This is a genomic window from Sediminicoccus sp. KRV36 (genome assembly GCF_023243115.1).
In the GTDB taxonomy this organism is placed as follows: Bacteria; Pseudomonadota; Alphaproteobacteria; order Acetobacterales; family Acetobacteraceae; genus Roseococcus.
Map to the genome: position 1 here is coordinate 2,799,652 of NZ_CP085081.1, position 16,575 is coordinate 2,816,226.

The 16,575-nt window shown below is 68.6% G+C and carries 18 protein-coding genes; 10 read left to right on the forward strand and 8 right to left on the reverse strand.

Annotated features, from left to right (window positions below):
- Positions 1 to 25: 25 nt before the first annotated feature.
- Positions 26 to 1,015 carry a tripartite tricarboxylate transporter substrate-binding protein gene (locus LHU95_RS13105; protein WP_248707408.1) on the reverse strand — a complete coding sequence of 330 codons (990 nt, stop codon included), beginning with the start codon at positions 1,013 to 1,015 and terminating at the stop codon, positions 26 to 28.
- A gap of 125 nt (positions 1,016 to 1,140) precedes the next feature.
- On the opposite strand from LHU95_RS13105, the gene LHU95_RS13110 reads away from it, so the two are divergent.
- The gene (locus LHU95_RS13110; protein WP_248707409.1) at positions 1,141 to 2,118 is read left to right on the forward strand and encodes a tripartite tricarboxylate transporter substrate binding protein; all 978 of its coding nucleotides are present in this window, start codon (positions 1,141 to 1,143) and stop codon (positions 2,116 to 2,118) included.
- Here the strand turns inward: LHU95_RS13110 and LHU95_RS13115 are convergent.
- Complete coding sequence (locus LHU95_RS13115) at positions 2,115 to 2,501, reverse strand: nuclear transport factor 2 family protein (RefSeq protein WP_248707410.1); 387 nt, start codon at positions 2,499 to 2,501, stop codon at positions 2,115 to 2,117. The genes LHU95_RS13110 and LHU95_RS13115 overlap by 4 nt on opposite strands.
- A 73-nt stretch (positions 2,502 to 2,574) precedes the next feature.
- Between LHU95_RS13115 and LHU95_RS13120 the strand changes: the two genes are divergently transcribed.
- The 9 genes from LHU95_RS13120 to LHU95_RS13160 all read left to right on the forward strand — a co-directional run bounded on the left by LHU95_RS13120 (position 2,575) and on the right by LHU95_RS13160 (position 11,729).
- Positions 2,575 to 3,483 (forward strand): polysaccharide deacetylase, encoded by a 909-nt coding sequence (locus LHU95_RS13120; protein ID WP_248707411.1) that lies wholly within the window; start codon positions 2,575 to 2,577, stop codon positions 3,481 to 3,483.
- Positions 3,484 to 3,650: 167 nt separating this feature from the next.
- Positions 3,651 to 4,205 carry a dCTP deaminase gene (dcd, locus tag LHU95_RS13125; protein ID WP_248707412.1) on the forward strand — a complete coding sequence of 185 codons (555 nt, stop codon included), beginning with the start codon at positions 3,651 to 3,653 and terminating at the stop codon, positions 4,203 to 4,205.
- Between the two features lie 116 nt (positions 4,206 to 4,321).
- On the forward strand, positions 4,322 to 4,744 hold the full coding sequence (locus LHU95_RS13130) for a hypothetical protein (protein ID WP_248707413.1): 423 nt from the start codon (positions 4,322 to 4,324) through the stop codon (positions 4,742 to 4,744).
- A gap of 3 nt (positions 4,745 to 4,747) precedes the next feature.
- Positions 4,748 to 5,977: an HlyD family secretion protein gene (locus tag LHU95_RS13135; protein WP_248707414.1), complete on the forward strand. Its 1,230-nt coding sequence runs from the start codon at positions 4,748 to 4,750 to the stop codon at positions 5,975 to 5,977.
- Between the two features lie 150 nt (positions 5,978 to 6,127).
- Positions 6,128 to 7,390 (forward strand): UDP-N-acetylglucosamine 1-carboxyvinyltransferase, encoded by a 1,263-nt coding sequence (murA, locus tag LHU95_RS13140; RefSeq protein ID WP_248707415.1) that lies wholly within the window; start codon positions 6,128 to 6,130, stop codon positions 7,388 to 7,390.
- Positions 7,390 to 8,073 (forward strand): ATP phosphoribosyltransferase, encoded by a 684-nt coding sequence (hisG, locus tag LHU95_RS13145; RefSeq protein WP_248707416.1) that lies wholly within the window; start codon positions 7,390 to 7,392, stop codon positions 8,071 to 8,073. Before murA ends, hisG begins: the two co-directional genes overlap by 1 nt.
- A gap of 121 nt (positions 8,074 to 8,194) precedes the next feature.
- Positions 8,195 to 9,481: a histidinol dehydrogenase gene (gene hisD, locus LHU95_RS13150; protein WP_248707417.1), complete on the forward strand. Its 1,287-nt coding sequence runs from the start codon at positions 8,195 to 8,197 to the stop codon at positions 9,479 to 9,481.
- Positions 9,482 to 9,506: 25 nt separating this feature from the next.
- Entirely contained in the window at positions 9,507 to 10,859 is a 1,353-nt protein-coding gene (locus LHU95_RS13155) for an SAF domain-containing protein (protein WP_248707418.1), read from the forward strand.
- Positions 10,860 to 10,943: 84 nt separating this feature from the next.
- The gene (locus LHU95_RS13160; RefSeq protein WP_248707419.1) at positions 10,944 to 11,729 is read left to right on the forward strand and encodes an SDR family oxidoreductase; all 786 of its coding nucleotides are present in this window, start codon (positions 10,944 to 10,946) and stop codon (positions 11,727 to 11,729) included.
- Positions 11,730 to 11,989: 260 nt separating this feature from the next.
- Here the strand turns inward: LHU95_RS13160 and LHU95_RS13165 are convergent, their stop codons facing one another.
- The 6 genes from LHU95_RS13165 to LHU95_RS13190 form a co-directional block, all read right to left on the reverse strand.
- Entirely contained in the window at positions 11,990 to 12,526 is a 537-nt protein-coding gene (locus tag LHU95_RS13165) for a DUF4167 domain-containing protein (RefSeq protein ID WP_248707420.1), read from the reverse strand.
- A 138-nt stretch (positions 12,527 to 12,664) separates the two neighbouring features.
- Positions 12,665 to 13,552, reverse strand: a complete 888-nt coding sequence (prmC, locus tag LHU95_RS13170) for a peptide chain release factor N(5)-glutamine methyltransferase (protein ID WP_248707421.1) — start codon at positions 13,550 to 13,552, stop codon at positions 12,665 to 12,667.
- Positions 13,549 to 14,601 (reverse strand): peptide chain release factor 1, encoded by a 1,053-nt coding sequence (gene prfA / locus LHU95_RS13175; RefSeq protein ID WP_248707422.1) that lies wholly within the window; start codon positions 14,599 to 14,601, stop codon positions 13,549 to 13,551. The genes prmC and prfA overlap by 4 nt, the downstream gene beginning before the upstream one ends.
- On the reverse strand, positions 14,598 to 15,851 hold the full coding sequence (hisS, locus tag LHU95_RS13180; protein WP_248707423.1) for a histidine--tRNA ligase: 1,254 nt from the start codon (positions 15,849 to 15,851) through the stop codon (positions 14,598 to 14,600). Before hisS ends, prfA begins: the two co-directional genes overlap by 4 nt.
- A 57-nt stretch (positions 15,852 to 15,908) precedes the next feature.
- Positions 15,909 to 16,115: a hypothetical protein gene (locus tag LHU95_RS13185; RefSeq protein WP_248707424.1), complete on the reverse strand. Its 207-nt coding sequence runs from the start codon at positions 16,113 to 16,115 to the stop codon at positions 15,909 to 15,911.
- 187 nt (positions 16,116 to 16,302) lie between these two features.
- On the reverse strand, positions 16,303 to 16,551 hold the full coding sequence (locus LHU95_RS13190; RefSeq protein ID WP_248707425.1) for a type II toxin-antitoxin system PrlF family antitoxin: 249 nt from the start codon (positions 16,549 to 16,551) through the stop codon (positions 16,303 to 16,305).
- Positions 16,552 to 16,575: the final 24 nt, after the last annotated feature.

Consider the following 16,575-nt stretch of genomic DNA (forward strand, 5'->3'; position numbering starts at 1 on the left):
CCCAGCCAAAGGCCCTTGGAACCCGTCAGTCGGCGGTGGCACCTGAGGCGCGGACGATGGGCACCCAGAGGGCGATTTCATCGCGGACGAATTGGGCGAAGCGCGCGGGGGAATAGCCCCGCATGGCCGGCGTGCCCATCTCGTTGAAGCGCCGTGCCACATCCGGGTCCGCCAGCGCCTGATCAATCGCGCTCCACATGCGCTCCGTGATCGCGGGCGGCAAATTGGGCGGGCCGAAAATGCCGAACCAGGAATAGGATTTGTAGTTGGGCAGCCCGACCTCGGCCGCCGTCGGCACTTCGGGCATCAGCGTGGAACGCTCATCCGTCGCGACGAACAGCGTCCGCGCCTGGCCATCGCGGTGGAAGGGCAGCACCTGGCTCGGGATGTCGCTGGTGAACTGGATGTCGCCCGCAATCAGCGCCGCATAAACCTGCCCGCCGCCACGATAGGGCACATGCACCGCCGTGGTGCCGGTCTGCGCCAGGAAACTGGCGCTGCCGATATGCCCCGAGGAGCCGACGCCGCTGCTGCCATAGGAAAAGCGGTTGGGCTGCGCGCGCAGCTGCGCAATCCAGTCGGCCGTGTCGCGCACCTGCAACCCGCGCGTGGTGACCGTGTGACAGATCGGGATGAAATTCGTGGGCGAGATCGCCGTCAGATCCCGCACCGGATCATAAGGCAGGTTGCGATACAGCCCGACCGCGAGCCCGGTGGAGGACAGCGTCGCCAGCACGAAATTATAGCCATCCGGCGCGGATTTCGCGACGAAATCCGTCCCCACGGTGGAGCCGGCACCAGGCCGGTTCTCGACAATCACATTCTGCCCCAGGACGGCGGCGATCTTGGGCGCCAAAAGCCGCATCGTGATGTCCGAGCCGCCGCCCGTGCCGAAGGGCACGATCATGCGGATCGGCCGGTTCGGCCAGGGGCCGCTTTGCGCGCGGGCGATGCCCGGAGCGGCCAGGGTGGGCGCGACAAGCAAGGCGAGGCTGGAGCGGCGGGTGATCGTCATCGGCAGGGCCTCCGGGGCTGCGGCAGCATGGCGGTGCGGGGCAGTTCCTGTCCATCACGGATGCGCGTGACCGCCACGCAAAAGCGGGACATGCTGCGGGCAAGAACAACGCCCGGAGGATTCCCATGCCCCATGTCACGCGCCGCGCCGCGATGGTCCTGCCGCTCCTGCCGCTCACGGCCCGGGCCGAGGATTGGAAGCCCGCCCAGCCGGTCCGCATCCTCGTCCCGGCGGCCCCGGCCGGCACCACGGATATCATGGCGCGGCTGATGGCGCCGCGGCTGCAGTCGCGCTGGGGCGTGAATGTCGTGGTCGAGAATCGCGCCGGTGCGGGCGGCACCATCGGCACGCTGGAGCTGGTGCGGGCGCGGCCGGATGGCTTCACGCTCATGTCCGGCAATATCGGGCCGCAGGCCATCGCCTATTCGCTGTTTCGCAACCTGCCTTATCGCGCGGAGCAGATCGCCTGCATCGCCGGCACCATCCGCGGCCCCAATGTGCTGGTCGTGAACAATGACACGCCGGCCCGCAATGTCGCGGAATTGGCCGCATTGCTGCGCGCCCGGCCCGGGCAGATTCCCTACGCTTCCACGGGTGTGGGGCAATCCACCCATCTCTCGCCCGTGCTGATGCTGCAGATGCTGAACGCCCAGGCCATCCATGTGCCCTTCCGCGGCTCGGGCCCTGCCCAGGTGGATCTGCTGGCCGGGCATGTGGCCTTCATGATTGATAACCTGACCGGGGTGATGGAGCACATCCGCGCCGGCCGCGTGCGGGCCCTGGCCGTCACCAGCGCCGAGCGCAGCCCGCAGCTGCCCGATGTTCCCGCGCTGCGCGAAACCCTGCCGGAACTGGCCGGCTATGAGGTGAACACCTGGTTCGGCGTCTTCGGCCCCGCCGGCCTGCCGCCGGGCGTGGTCACCACGGTCAATGCCGAGGTGAATGCCTGGCTCGACCTGGCCGAGACCAAGGAGCGTTTCACCGCCCTGGGCGGCGTGCCGCTGCGCCTCTCCCCCGATGAATTCGCGGGCTTCGTCGCGGGCGAGACCCGTAAATGGGCCGAGGTGATCCGCCGCGAGGGCATCCAGATGGATGCGGGCTAGGCCGCCTCCGGCCGCGGCGAGTTGTGGAACTGGGCGATGCGCCAGGCTTCGCCCCGCCGCGTCACCAGCATGCTGACGCGCAGCGGGCGAAGAATCTCGCCGCTCACGATTTGCCAGCGCCCCGAGATCATCACCGCGCTGTCGGAGAGCGGCAGTGTGGTGCCGGATATCCACTCCGCGCGGCGCTGGTTCGGGCGCCATTGGGCGAAGCTGCTGAAATAGGCACGGACCTGCTCCGCCTCGGTGGCGAGGTCCGGCGCCGCGGTGCCCCAGAATAGCGCATCGGGCCAGAAAAGCCGGGCCGCCGCCGCCCCATCTGCGGCGGCGAAGCTGGCCAGGAATTGCGTAAGGACGGCAGTGGCTGGCTCAGATTCGCCGGGCATCAGGCTGGGGGTTCCTTCCAAGCGGCGCCGGATCGGCGCAAGATTCGCCCGGGCATTTGATCGGACCCCGTGCATGACCACAACCAACCACCCCGAAGGCGAGCCCTGGACCTGGCCGGAGCCGGTCTGGCGCCGCATCACCGGCCGTGCCCGCGCCGGCCGCTCGCTCAGGCCCACCGCCTGGCCGAACGGCGCCCGGTGCGCCGTGGCCCTCTCCTTCGATGCGGATCACGACACCATCCCGCTGCGTGACGGCGATGAAAGCCCGATGCGCATCAGCCAGGGCCAATATGGCAACCGCCAGGGCACACCGCGCATCCGCCGCCTGCTGGAGCGCGAGGGCGTGAAGGCCAGCTTCTTCTATCCCGCCGTCTCCGCCTTGCTCTATCCGGATGAAGCCCGCGCCGTGGCCCAGGATGGCCATGAAATCGGCATCCATTCCTGGATTCACGAGCGCAATACCGTGCTGCCCTATGAGGTGGAGCGGGACCTCGCCTTCCGCGCGCGGGACACGCTGGAGAAGGTGACCGGCCAGCGCCCGGTCGGCATGCGCACCGCCAGCTGGGATTTCTCGCTGAGGACGCTGGATATCATCCGCGAGATGGGCCTGCTCTATGACAGCAGCCTGATGGCCGATGACGACCCCTATGAATTGCTGGCCGATGGCGAAGCGACCGGCATCGTCGAACTCCCGCCCGAATGGATTCGCGATGACGCCGTCTATTTCAACATGAACCGCTTCTCCGCCCTGCGGCCCTACACCCCGCCCTCCGCCGTCGCCGAGATCTTCCTGGCGGAGCTGGATGGGGCCTGGGAGGAGGGCGGGATGTTCCTGCTGACCATGCACCCGCATTACATCGGCCATCGCAGCCGCATGCCGGTGCTGGAGAAGGTGATCGCCCATGCCAAGGCGAAAGGTGGCTGCTGGTTCGCAACCCACGCCGAAATCGCCCTCTGGTGCCGGGACCACGCCGCCGCATGACGGCGGATAAGGAAGCGCGGCGCGCGGCCGCCTTGCGCGCCAATCTGCGCAAGCGCAAAGCCCAGGCACGCGCGCGGGCCGAGGCACCCCAGACATCCGCCGATGGACGCGAGGCCCCCAAGGCGGCTATGCCGACGCCTCCTGAAAACCTCCGGAAAGAGCCCTGAATGCCCATCATGCCCGACCACTGGATCCGCCGCATGGCGACCGAACACGGCATGATCTCGCCCTTCATTGAGGCGCAGAAGCGTGAGGGCGTGATCTCCTACGGCCTCTCTTCCTACGGCTATGACGCGCGCGCGGCCGATGAGTTCAAGGTTTTCACCAATGTGGACAATGCGGTGGTGGACCCGAAGGAATTCTCGGAAACCGGCTTCGTCACGCGCCGCGGCCCGGTCTGCATCATCCCGCCCAATTCCTTCGTGCTGACCCACACCATCGAGGTGTTCCGGGTCCCGCGCGACATCCTCGTCGTCTGCCTCGGCAAATCCACCTACGCGCGCTGCGGGCTGATCGTGAACGTGACGCCGCTGGAGCCCGAATGGGAGGGCCAGGTGACCATCGAGATCAGCAACACCACCCCCCTCCCCGCCAAGGTCTATGCCAATGAAGGCATCTGCCAATTCCTGTTCCTGCAGGGCGCCAGCGCGCCCGAAGTGAGCTATGCCGACCGCGCCGGCAAATACATGGGCCAGCGCGGCGTGGCCCTGCCAAAGCTGTGATGGCCGCAAGGGGAGTTCCCCAGCGCCGCCCAAGGGCATAGCATTCATGCGTATGCAGGGCTTGGCAGGGGCGCCTTCCGGCACCCAAGGAAGCCTGCATCCCGGAAAGACATGCTATGAGCAGCTCGGCTGAGACTCACCCCGCCGCCCCGCACCACCTGCCGATCTTCATCCCCGGGGCTGACGGCAGCGATGGCCTGATGTGGATCACGGGTGCTATCCTCGTGGTCTCGGTCGTCGCCTTCGGCCTGTTCTTCCTCCGGCTGCACACCTTGCCGGAACGGATGGCGCATCGCACCCACAAGCTGCAATTCGAGATCGTGGCCGTGCTCGGCCTGCTGGCCCTGTTCACGCATATCCACATGTTCTGGGTGGCGGGTCTGCTGCTGGCGCTGATCGACATCCCGGACATTGTCAGCCCGATGCGCCGGATCGCGGGCTCCAGCGAGCGCATCGCGGGGCTGCAACCGGGCGGTGGCGACATGGACGCGGCCATCAAGGCGCAGGCCGCATTGCCCCCCAAGACGCAGGGGCACTGAGCCATGCTGGAACTGATCCTCTGCTCGCTGCTGACGATCCTGCCGGACTACCTGTTCCGCCGCTTCGTGCAGGGCAAGCGCTTCGGGCATGAGATCACGCTGTTCTCCGTCTGGTTCGAGCTGCGCTGGGGGATCGTCACCTGCCTTTTGCTGGCGATCAGCCTGATCACGCTGGTGTTCTACTTCCACCCCTCGACCATCCATGTCAGCTCGGTGTTTCGCACGGTGCCCATCGTGCCGCAGACCAATGGCCGCGTGGCCGAGATCTACGTGCGCGGCAGCGAGCCGGTGGCGGCCGGTGCGCCACTGTTCCGCCTGGCCGATGAGAGCCAGCGCACGGCGGTCGAGACGGCCCGGCGTGCCGTGGCCCAGGTGGATGCGGCCGTGCTGGTCGCCCGCGCCGACCTCGCCGCGGCCGATGCGCGCGTCCTCGAAGCCCAGGGCGCCCTGCGCCAGGCGAGTGACGAGCTGGCCATGCGCCAGGCCCTGCGCGATGTGGCGGCCCGGCGCGACGTGGAGCGCATGCAGGTGACGGTGCAAACCCGCGAGGCGGGCGTCGCCGCTGCCCAGGCCGCGCGCGAGGCCGTAGCCGCGCGCATCTCCGACCAATTGCCGGCTGAGCGCGCGAGCACCGTCGCCGCCCTCGCCCAGGCCCAGGCCGAGCTCGACAAGACCGTGATCCGCGCCGGCGTGGCCGGGCGGGTGGAGCAATTCCTGCTCCAGGTGGGGGATGTCGTGAACCCCTTTGCCCGCCCGGCCGGCGTCCTCGTGCCCGATGACCTTGGGGCCCGGTCGCCGCGGCTGGTGGCTGGCTTCGGCCAGATCGAGGCGCGCGTGCTGCGCGTCGGCATGCTGGCCGAGGCGAGCTGCGTTTCCCTGCCATGGACGGTGATCCCGATGGTGGTCACGCAGGTGCAGGGCTTCGTCGCCGGCGGGCAGGTGCGTGGCGGGGACCAGCTGCTCGATGCCCAGCAATTCAGCCGGCCGGGCACGGTGCTGGCGACGCTGGAGCCGCTCTACAAGGATGGCCTGGACAATGTGATCCCGGGCAGCAACTGCATCGCCAACGCCTATACCTCGAGCCATGAGGAATTGTCGCAGCCGGGGATCGGCACGGCGCGGGCCATCGGGCTGCATGTGGTGGATACGGTAGGGGTGGTGCATGCCATCCTGCTGCGAATCCAGACGTTGCTGATGCCCTTCAAGGCGCTGGTCTTCGGTGGGGGGCACTGAGCGCCGGTCCCGGAGAGGCCCTCGGCCCGGCAAGGCGGGGGCCAGGCTGACCTGAACCCTCCCATGCGGCCGGCGCGGTTGTCTTGGCCTTGGGCCGGTGGCACATGACGCGGGCGGCAGGCTGGCTTTCAGGATTGGGCAGAGATCACGATGGACCGGATACGCATCCGCGGCGGTGTTGCGCTGAACGGCACGGTGCCGGTCTCGGGCGCCAAGAACGCGACCTTGCCGCTGATGGCGGCCGCCTTGCTGAGCGATGGGCCGCTGGTGCTGACCAATGCGCCGGACCTCGCCGATATCGCCACGATGCGCGCCCTGCTGGTGCAGCACGGCCTGACCGTGGAACATGACCGCCAGGCGCGCACATTGACGCTGAGCGGGGGGGCGAACAACCTCGAAGCGCCCTATGACATCGTGCGCAAGATGCGCGCCTCGGTGCTCGTGCTCGGGCCGCTGCTGGCGCGGTATGGCAAGGCCCGCGTCTCCCTGCCCGGTGGCTGCGCCATCGGCACGCGCCCGGTGGATCTGCACATCAAGGGGCTGGAGCAGCTCGGCGCCGAGATCGAGATCAATGCCGGCTACATCGAAGCCCGCGCCCCGCACGGAAAGCTGCGCGGCTGCAAGATCATCTTCCCGCAGGTCAGCGTGGGTGCGACCGAAAATCTGCTCATGGCCGCCTGCCTGGCCGAGGGCGAGACGGAGCTGGTGAATGCGGCGCGCGAGCCCGAGATCAGTGACCTTGCCATGTGCCTGATGCGCATGGGCGCGCGGATCGAAGGCATCGGCACCGGCACCCTGCGGATCGAGGGCGGCGCCAACCTGATGCCCGCGACCCACCCCATCGTGCCCGACCGGATCGAGGCCGGCACCTATGCCTGTGCCGCGGCCATCACCGGCGGCACGCTGCATCTGCAAGGTGCCAAGATGGAGCATCTGGGCGCCGTGGCCCGCGTGCTGCGTGATGCCGGCGTGGATGTGGCCGAAACCCACACGGGCCTGACCGTCAGCCGCATGAATGGCCTGCGCGGCGTGGATGTGGTGACCGAGCCCTTCCCCGGCTTCGCCACCGACATGCAGGCGCAATTCATGGCGCTGATGTGCGTGGCCGATGGGGCCGCCATGATCACCGAGACCATCTTCGAGAACCGCTTCATGCACGTCCCGGAACTCATGCGCATGGGGGCGCGGATCAATTTCCACGGCACTTCGGCCATCGTGCGCGGCGTGCCGAAGCTGGCCGGCGCCCCCGTGATGGCGACCGATCTGCGCGCCTCGGTCAGCCTGATCCTGGCGGGGCTGGCAGCCGAGGGGGAGACCATCGTCAACCGCGTCTATCACCTCGACCGTGGCTATGAGCGTGTCGAGGAGAAGCTGGCCGCCGTCGGCGCCGATATCGCGCGGCTGCCCAATTGATGGACATGCCGATGGCCCTGACCGAGAGCCTGGCCGGAACCGGGCTGATCCTGGCGCTGCCCAAGGGCCGCATCCTGAAGGAACTCGGCCCCGTGCTGGCGCGCGCCGGCATCATCCCGGCCGCCGATTTCGCCGACGAAGACAGCCGCCGCCTGCGCTTCGAAACCAATGACCCGAACCTCGACGTGGTGCGCGTGCGCCCCTTCGACGTGGCGACCTTCGTGGCGCATGGCGGCGCCCAGATCGGCGTCTGCGGCGGCGATGTACTGATGGAATACGACACCGACCAGATCTACGCGCCGCTCGATCTGGGGCTCGGCCGCTGCCGGGTCTCGGTGGCCGAACAGGCGGTGACGGCGGGGCAGGACGATGCCTCGCGCTGGTCGCGCATTCGCGTGGCCACCAAGTATCCCAATATCGCGCGCCGGCATTTCTCCGCGCGCGGCGTCCAGGCCGAGGTGGTGCATCTGAACGGGGCGATGGAATTGGCACCCTCGCTCGGCCTCTCCCGCGTCATCGTGGACCTGGTGCAGACGGGCTCGACGCTCAAGGCCAATGGGCTGGTGGAGACGGAGGTGATCGCGCATGTCACCTCACGCCTGATCGTCAACCGCACCGCGCTGAAGACCCGGCCGGAAGAGATCGGCGCTTGGATTGCGCGGTTTCGGGCAGCACTCACCTAGAGTCTGATCGCCTTTGGTGGAATCACCAAAGGCGCGGCTCAGCCTTGCAGCAAACCACCCAGGGGCGCTGCACCTGGACCCCGCCAAAGGCCGAAAGGCCTTTGGAAACCATGAGTGGAACATGCAGTTCATCAGCACCAGTGACGCCGGGTTCGAGACAGCCTTCACCGCCATCCTCGAGGATGGACGCGATACGACGACGCGTGTGGACGCCGCCGTTTCGGCCATCATCCAGGAGATCCGCGCCGAGGGTGACGTAGCACTGCTGCGACTGACCACCCGCTATGACGGCTGGGCACCCGCCGATACCACCGCGCTGCAGGTCACCGTGGCGGAGATGGATGCAGCCGTCGCCAGCATCGAGCCCGGCCTGATGGCGGCGCTCGATCTCGCCGCCACGCGGATCGAGGCCTTTCATCGCGCGCAATTGCCGGCCGACCTGGTGCTGCCCGGCACGGATGGCGTGGCCCTCGGGCTGCGCTGGAATCCGCTGGATGCGGTGGGGCTTTACGTCCCGGGCGGCAAGGCCGCCTATCCCTCCTCGGTGCTGATGAATGCCATTCCCGCGCGGGTCGCGGGTGTTGCGCGGCTGGCCATGGTGGTGCCGACACCTGGTGGTGTTCTCAACCCGCTGGTCTTGGCCGCCGCGCGACGCGCCGGTGTGACGGAAGTCTGGCGGATCGGCGGCGCGCAGGCTGTCGCGGCCCTGGCCTGGGGCACGGCCAGTATCGCCCCCGTGGATCGCGTGGTGGGGCCGGGCAATGCCTATGTGGCCGAGGCCAAGCGCCAGGTCTTTGGCCGCGTCGGCATCGATTCCATCGCCGGCCCGTCGGAGGTGCTGATCCTTGCCGATGGCAGCAACAACGCTGGCCATGTGGCGATGGACCTGCTGGCCCAGGCCGAGCATGACGAGGCCGCGCAATCCATCCTCATCACCGATGACGCAGCCTTCGCACAGGCCGTGACGCGTGAGGTGGAGGCCGCACTGACCACCCTGCCCCGCCGCGCCATCGCCGGCGAAAGCTGGGCCAGGCATGGCGCCGTGATCCTGGTGCGGGATTGGACTGAGGCGGTGGCGCTGACCAACCGCCTGGCGCCCGAGCATCTCCAGATCATGACGCCCGATCCGCAGGCGCTGTTCTCCCGCATCCGCCATGCCGGTGCCGCCTTCCTGGGCCGCCATACGCCGGAGGCCATCGGCGACTATGTGGCCGGGCCCAACCATGTGCTGCCGACGGGGCGGACCAGCCGCTTCGCCTCGGGGCTTTCCGTGTTTGACTTCCTGAAGCGCACCACCTGGGTGGAAGCCAATGCGGCGGGGCTGGCCGCCATCGGCCCGGCCGCCGTGAAGCTGGCCGAGGCCGAGGGGCTGGGCGCGCATGCGGCGAGTGTGGCGCTGCGACTTTAGCAACCTGATCCGGGACGCCTGACCGATGAACCTCGCCCGCCTCCTCGCCGCCCGCGCGGCCGCCGGAAAGCCCATCACCGTCGGCGTCATCGGCGCGGGCAAGTTCGGCGCGATGTTCCTCGCCATGGCGGCACGCTCGCCCGGCATTCATGTCGCGGTGATCGCCGATCTGGCGCCGGCCAAGGCGCGCGAGAATCTGACGCGGATCGGCTGGGCGCCTGAGCAGTCCGCCGCCGGCAGCCTGGATGACGCCCTCGCCACCCGCGCGGCCTTCGTCACCGAGAATGCCGCGCTGGTGAATGATCCGCGCATCGAGGTGGTGGTGGAATCCACCGGCAATCCGGCCGCCGGCATCCGGCACGCGCTTGCCGCGATCGCGGCGGCCCAGCACATCGTCATGGTCAATGTGGAGGCTGATGTCCTGGCCGGCCCGCTGCTCGCCGCGCGCGCGGCCCAGGCCGGCGTCGTCTATTCCATGGCCTATGGCGACCAGCCGGCCCTGGTTTGCGAGATGGTGGACACCATCCGCGCCATGGGCCTGCCCGTCATCGCGGCCGGCAAGGGCACGAAATACCTGCCCATCTTCCATGCCTCCACGCCCGAGACCGTCTGGAGCCATTACGGCCTGACGCCCGAGCAGGCAGCGGCCGGCGGCATGAACCCGCAGATGTTCAACTCCTTCCTGGATGGCACCAAATCCAGCATCGAGATGGCCGCCATCGCCAATGCCACGGGCCTGCTGCCGCCCGAGGATGGCCTCGCTTTCCCACCCTGCGGCGTGCAGGACCTGCCGCATCTGCTGCGCCCGCGTGAAGCGGGCGGCATCCTGCCGCGCAAGGGCATGGTGGAGGTCATCAGCAGCCTGGAGCGGGACGCCCGCCAGGTGGTGGGGGACCTGCGCTGGGGCGTCTATGCCGTATTTGAGGGCGAGACGGATTATATCCGCCGCTGCTTCTCGGAATATGGCGTCCACACCGACAGCACGGGGCATTACGCGGCCCTGTGGCGGCCCTATCACCTGATCGGGCTGGAACTCGCGGTGTCCGTCGCTTCCGTGGCCCTGCGCCGCGAGCCGACGGGATGCAGCGAGGCCTGGCGGGGCGATGCCGTCGCCACCGCCAAGCGTGCGCTGCGCGCTGGCGAAATCCTGGACGGCGAAGGCGGCGCCATGGTCTGGGGCAAATGCATCCCCGCCGCACGGAGCCTCGCGGAGAGTGCGCTGCCGATCGGCCTCGCGCATGGGGTCAAGCTGCTGCGGGACGTGCCGCAGGGCGCGGTGCTGCGGCAATCCGATGTGGCATTGGATGCGGCGCAGGATGCCGTGCGGTTGCGGCACGAGATGGAGCACACGGCCCGGGCCGGCATGACTCAGGGCTGAACCGGCCGGGCGGCTCCGCCCCTCCCCCTTCTGGCCGCCGGGCAAGACCGCTACGCTTCCCGCAACGAAATGGAGGAAGCCCGCGTGAAGAACCTGTTTGACCTGACTGGCAAGGTCGCCATCGTGACCGGTGGCAGCCGTGGCATTGGCCGCGCCATCTGCGAACGCCTGGCGCAGCATGGCGCGAAGGTGGTGGTCAGCAGCCGCAAGCTGGAGGCCTGCCAGGAGGTGGTGGACAGCATCACCACCCAGGGCGGCACGGCGATGGCCGTGGCTTGCAATATCGGCCGCAAGCCGGAGTTGCAGGCGCTGGTGGATACCACCGTCGCCAGCTACGGCCGGATTGACATCCTGGTGTGCAATGCGGCGGTGAACCCCTATTTCGGCCCGACGCAGGATATCCCCGACGAATCCTACGACCGCATCATGAACTCGAATGTGCGCAGCAATCTGTGGCTGTGCCAGATGAGCATCCCGGGCATGGCGGCGCGGGGGGGCGGTTCGGTCATCATCGTCAGCTCGATCGGCGGCTTCCGGGGCTCGCCCCGCCTGGGCATCTATGGCGTGTCCAAGGCGGCGGACATGCAGCTGGCGCGCGCATTGGCGACGGAATGGGGGCCCTCCGGCGTGCGGGTCAACGCCATAGCGCCGGGCCTGGTCAAGACGGATTTCGCCCGGGCGCTGTGGGAGGACCCGGTCAATCTGAAGAAGCGCACCCGCGACACACCGCTGCTGCGCATTGGCGAGCCGGATGAAATCGCCGGTGCTGCGGTGTTCCTGGCGAGTGCGGCCTCGGGCTTCATGACCGGCCAAAGCATGGTGATTGACGGCGGCGTGCTGGCCGGGCCGCCATGGCTGGGCGAGGAGTGACGCGGCGGCCCTGAATGCAGCCGGCGGCCAATGTGCCGCCGGGTTCACTGGGGAGAGGGCGCCCGAATGACGCAGGCCCATCTTCCCGAAGACCCCGGCCTGGGCATGCCGTACGGGTGGTTGCCTGCGGCGGCATGACGGCTTCGACGGCCGAACGCTATCGCCGAGGCAGGTTTTGCGCGGACAGGAACGGTTTCACCAATCGCGAAGACGGTGGAACCGCTCCAACGCCTTGCGAGGACGCAAGGCGTGGCGGAGCGTCAGCGGCTGGTCGTCTCGGGTGCGGCGTCTTCGGCCGGAGGGGCCACATGGCGCGGCTGCGGCATGGGCAGGGTCTCCGCCTCACCCGCCAATTCGGCCTCCAGGCTGGCCGGGCCGCTGCCATCCTGCGCCTCCTGGCCCTCATTCGCCTGGTTTTCGCCCTGGTAGCTCTCGCCGCCCTGCTCGCGGTAACGGCGATCCTGCTGGGGCTGGGCCTGCTGCTGCACGGCGGCCATGGCGCCGAGGATGCGGAAGTAATGCTCCGCATGCTGGAAATAGCCTTCCGCCGCCACGCGATCGCCACCGCTGGTCGCGTCCCGGCCAAGCTGGAGGTATTTTTCGAAAAGCTGCTGAGCGGTGCCGCGCAACCGGACATCCGGGCCGCTGGAATCGAAAACGTGGTTACGGTTCAGGGGCTGATTGCCGCTCCCACCGCCGCTGCCGCCGCCCGCAGAGCGAAACTGCCCGCCGCCGCCGCCGCCATTGCCACCACCGCCGCCATGGCGATGGCCACGGCGCATGCGCTTCATGTTCATTCGTGTTTGTGCTTCTGCTGTCTGATGCTGCCGCGCAGGTCTGAAGTCTCCACGCTGGCTGGGTGTCGTCCGGCACCGCGCCCTTTCGGGTGGTGGCGCCCATCGGCCGGCCTCCGGCCTGTGCTGACAAACATCACCCTAGACTGAACAATTCGTCCCGCCAACCGGATTCTGCGATTTTTTCAACACCAGGGCGCGTTCGATGCCACCCAGATCAGCGCGAAGCCCCGCCACCGCCAGCCCCTGGGCCGCAGCCAGTGCCGAAACATCGGCAGCCTGGCCGGCACCGAGTTCCAGCACCGCGACCCCATCCCGGGCCAGAAGCCGGGGCAGATCGCCCAGGATCGCGCGGTAGGCGAGAAGCCCATCCGGGCCGCCATCCAGCGCGCTGGCGGGCTCATGCAGGCGGACCTCGGGCATCAGGCCCGGCAGGGCGGCGGTTTCGATATAGGGCGGATTGGAGAGGATGAGATCGAACCGCCCCTGGAGCGACTCCGCCCAATCCCCGGCCAGGAACGCGGCACGCTGGCCCAGGCCATTGCGCCGGGCATTGCGGGCAGCAAGCGCCGCTGCCTCGGGCCGCAGGTCGAGGCCGATACCGAAGGCCCCGGGAAACTCGCTCAGCGCCGCAAGCAGGAGGCAGCCCGTGCCCGTGCCCAGATCAAGGATGCGGGCCGGCCGGATGTCCTGGGCCAGCGCCGCCTCGATCAGCGTTTCCGAATCGGCGCGGGGGATGAGTGTCTCGGCGCCCACCTCCAGATCGAGCGTCCAGAACCCCGCCTGCCCCAGGATGCGCGCCATGGGCAGATGCGCGAGGCGTTGCTCGATCGCCACGCGGAAGGCCGCGATGGCCTCGGGCGGGACGGGGGCGCGTGGCTCGCGCAACAGGGCCTCGGTGGTGCTGCCCATGGCATGGGCCAGCAGCATCCGCGCCTCGATGCGCGGGTTTTCGATGGCCGCGGCGCGCAGCATCTGGCCGGCCTGGCAGAGAAAGGCGCCGATGCTCTCGCCCGGCTCGCACTTCATCCGTTGGCGGCCAGGCGCTGGGCTTCATCCTCGCTGATCAACGCGTCGAAGATCTCGGCCATCTCGCCCATCATCACGCGGTCAATCTTGTGGAGCGTGAGGCCGATGCGATGGTCCGTCACGCGGCCCTGGGGGAAGTTGTAGGTGCGGATGCGCTCGCTGCGATCCCCGGTGCCGACCTGGCCGCGGCGGTCGGCGGCGCGGGCGGAATCGAGCGCCTGGCGCTGCGCGTCGTAGATCTTGGCGCGCAGCATCTTCATGGCCTTGGCCTTGTTCTTGTGCTGGCTTTTCTCTTCCTGCATCGCGACGACGGTGCCGGTCGGGATATGGGTGATGCGCACGGCGCTGTCGGTCTTGTTCACATGCTGCCCGCCCGCACCCTGGGCGCGGTAGGTGTCGATGCGCAGATCCTTGTCCTCGATGCGCACATCCACTTCCTCGGCCTCGGCCAGCACAGCGACGGTGACGGTGGAGGTGTGGATGCGGCCCTGGGTTTCGGTGGCCGGCACGCGCTGCACGCGGTGCACGCCGCTTTCGAATTTCAGCCGGGCGAAGACCCCCTGCCCTTCGATCTCGCCCGTGGCGGATTTGATGCCGCCCAACTCGTTTTCGTCGTATTCCAGGATGGTGAAGCGCCAGCCGACGGATTCCGCGTATTTCTGGTAGGCGCGGAACAGCTCGCCGGCGAAAAGCCCGGCCTCGTCACCGCCGGCCGCGGGGCGGATTTCCAGGATGGCGTTGCGCTCATCGGCCGCATCCTTGGGCAGCAGCATGAGGCGGATTTCGCGCTCCAACCTGGGCAGGCGATGCTTGGCGTCGAGCAGCTCGGCCTCGGCCAGTTCGCGCATCTCGGGGTCGCTGAGCAGGGCTTCGGCCTCGGCCTGCGCGGCCTCCAGCGCCTGGTAGGCGCGCACCTTCTCGACCAGGGGTTCGAGGCCGGAGAGCTCCTTGGACAAGCTGCCGACCTGCGCGCCATCGGCCGTTTCCAGCTGCGCGCGGAGTTCCTCGGCGCGGATCATTACGCGGTCCAGTGAGGTGGGAAGGCTCACTTCTTCAGCCGCTCCACCAGCGCGGCAAAGGCCACCTGCTCCTGCGTGCCGGCATCGAGGTCGCGCAGCTGGGCGACACCTTGCGCCGCCTCGGTCTCGCCGATGATGAGCGCCGCGCGGGCGCCCTGCTTGTTGGCGCGCTCCATCCGGCGCTTGAGATTGCCGCGATAGCCCATCTCGGCGCCGATGCCGGCCGCGCGCAGGGATTGCAGGATGCCCAGTGCCACGGCTTCTTCGGCCTCGCTCACCGGGATCACGGTGACCAGGCGCGGGGCGGCGGGCGTCAGGCCGGCCTTCTCCATCAGCATGGCCAGCCGCTCCACCCCGGCGGCCCAGCCCACGGCGGGCGTCACCGGTCCGCCCATCTCCTCCACCAGGCCATCATAGCGGCCGCCGCCCATCACGGTGCCCTGGGCCCCCAGACGGTCGGTCACGAATTCGAAGGCGGTGTGGCTGTAGTAATCCAGGCCGCGGACGATGCGCGGGTTCTCGCGGAAGGGCACGGCGAAGGCCGCGAGATGACGGCGCAGCGTGTCCCAGTGGGCGCGGGCATTGTCGGTCAGGAAGGGCTCGATGGTCGGCGCATCCGCCACCAAGGCGCGGTCCTGCGCCTCCTTGCTGTCAATGATGCGCAGCGGGTTCTTCTCCAACCGGCGCTGGCTGTCCTCGCTGAGGGCCTCCCGATGGGCGGTGAAATGCGCGATCAAGGCGGCACGATACGCGTCACGGCTGTCCGCGTCGCCCAGCGTGTTCACCTCCAGGATCACGCCCTCATCCAGGCCGAGTTCGCGGATGATGTGATAGCCGCAGGCGATGACTTCGGCATCGGCCAGGGGTTCGGCGGCCCCCAGCACCTCGGCGCCGATCTGGTGGAATTGGCGGTAGCGCCCGGCCTGCGGGCGCTCATAGCGGAACATCGGGCCGGCATAGAACACCTTGCGCGGCAGGGCCTGGGTCAGGCCGTTGGAGACGAGGGCGCGGCAGACGCCGGCGGTGTTCTCGGGGCGCAGCGTGACGCTTTCGCCGCCGCGATCCTTGAATTCGTACATCTCCTTGCTGACGACATCCGAGGTCTCGCCCAACCCGCGGGAGAAGACGCGCGTGTCCTCGAAGATGGGGGTCGCCCATTCCTCGAAGCCGTACAGGGCCGAGATGCGGCGCGCGGTCTTGATGACGCGGTGGTGGCGGCGGAATTCCTCGCCGATGAGATCGCGGGTCCCGCGCGGGGGCTGGAGCTTGATGCTGGACATGATGGGGATGGCGGGTAGCGGCTGGCGGGCCGGGCGGCAAGGGTTCGGCGTGACGGTTCAGGGGGCGATGATCTGGAGGCTGGGGAAATAGGCGCGATAGCGGCTGGCCTCGCGCGTCAGCAGGGGCAGGCCCGCATGCAGGGCATGGGCGCAGATGAAGAAATCCGGCAGCGTCCCCAACCGCGTGCCCCCCTGGCGGCGATAAGCGAGATGCGCGCGCGCGGCGAGGATGAGTGCCGGCTTGGGCGAACGCTCGACCCCCACGCCGAGCAGGTCGAGAAAGGCATCAACCTCCCCCCGGCGGCAAAGCCGACCGAGATTTCGGCATAGACCACATCATTGATCCGGAAGGCACCGGCGCGGCGACGCTCCCGCAGCCGGGCACTGGACCAGGCGAACCATTCCCCCTGGCCCTCGGCGATATCGAGCAGGATATTGCTGTCCAGGAAGGTCACGCCGCGTCGTCATCGCCGCGCAGCAGGCGCATGACCTCATCGGTGGAGAGGCCATCAAGCCCCTTGGCCATGCCCCGCGCGCGCGCGATGCGTTGCGCATAGGCATCCTCGGGGTCCAGGGCCTTGCTGATGGCGATACGGCCATCCGGCAGCGCTTCGAATTCGACGCGATTGCCAGGCACCAGCCCAAGCCTGTCCCGGATAGGCTTGGGGATGGTGACCTGGCCTTTGATGGTGACGGGCATGCCCATGGGTATTACCTCCGACAG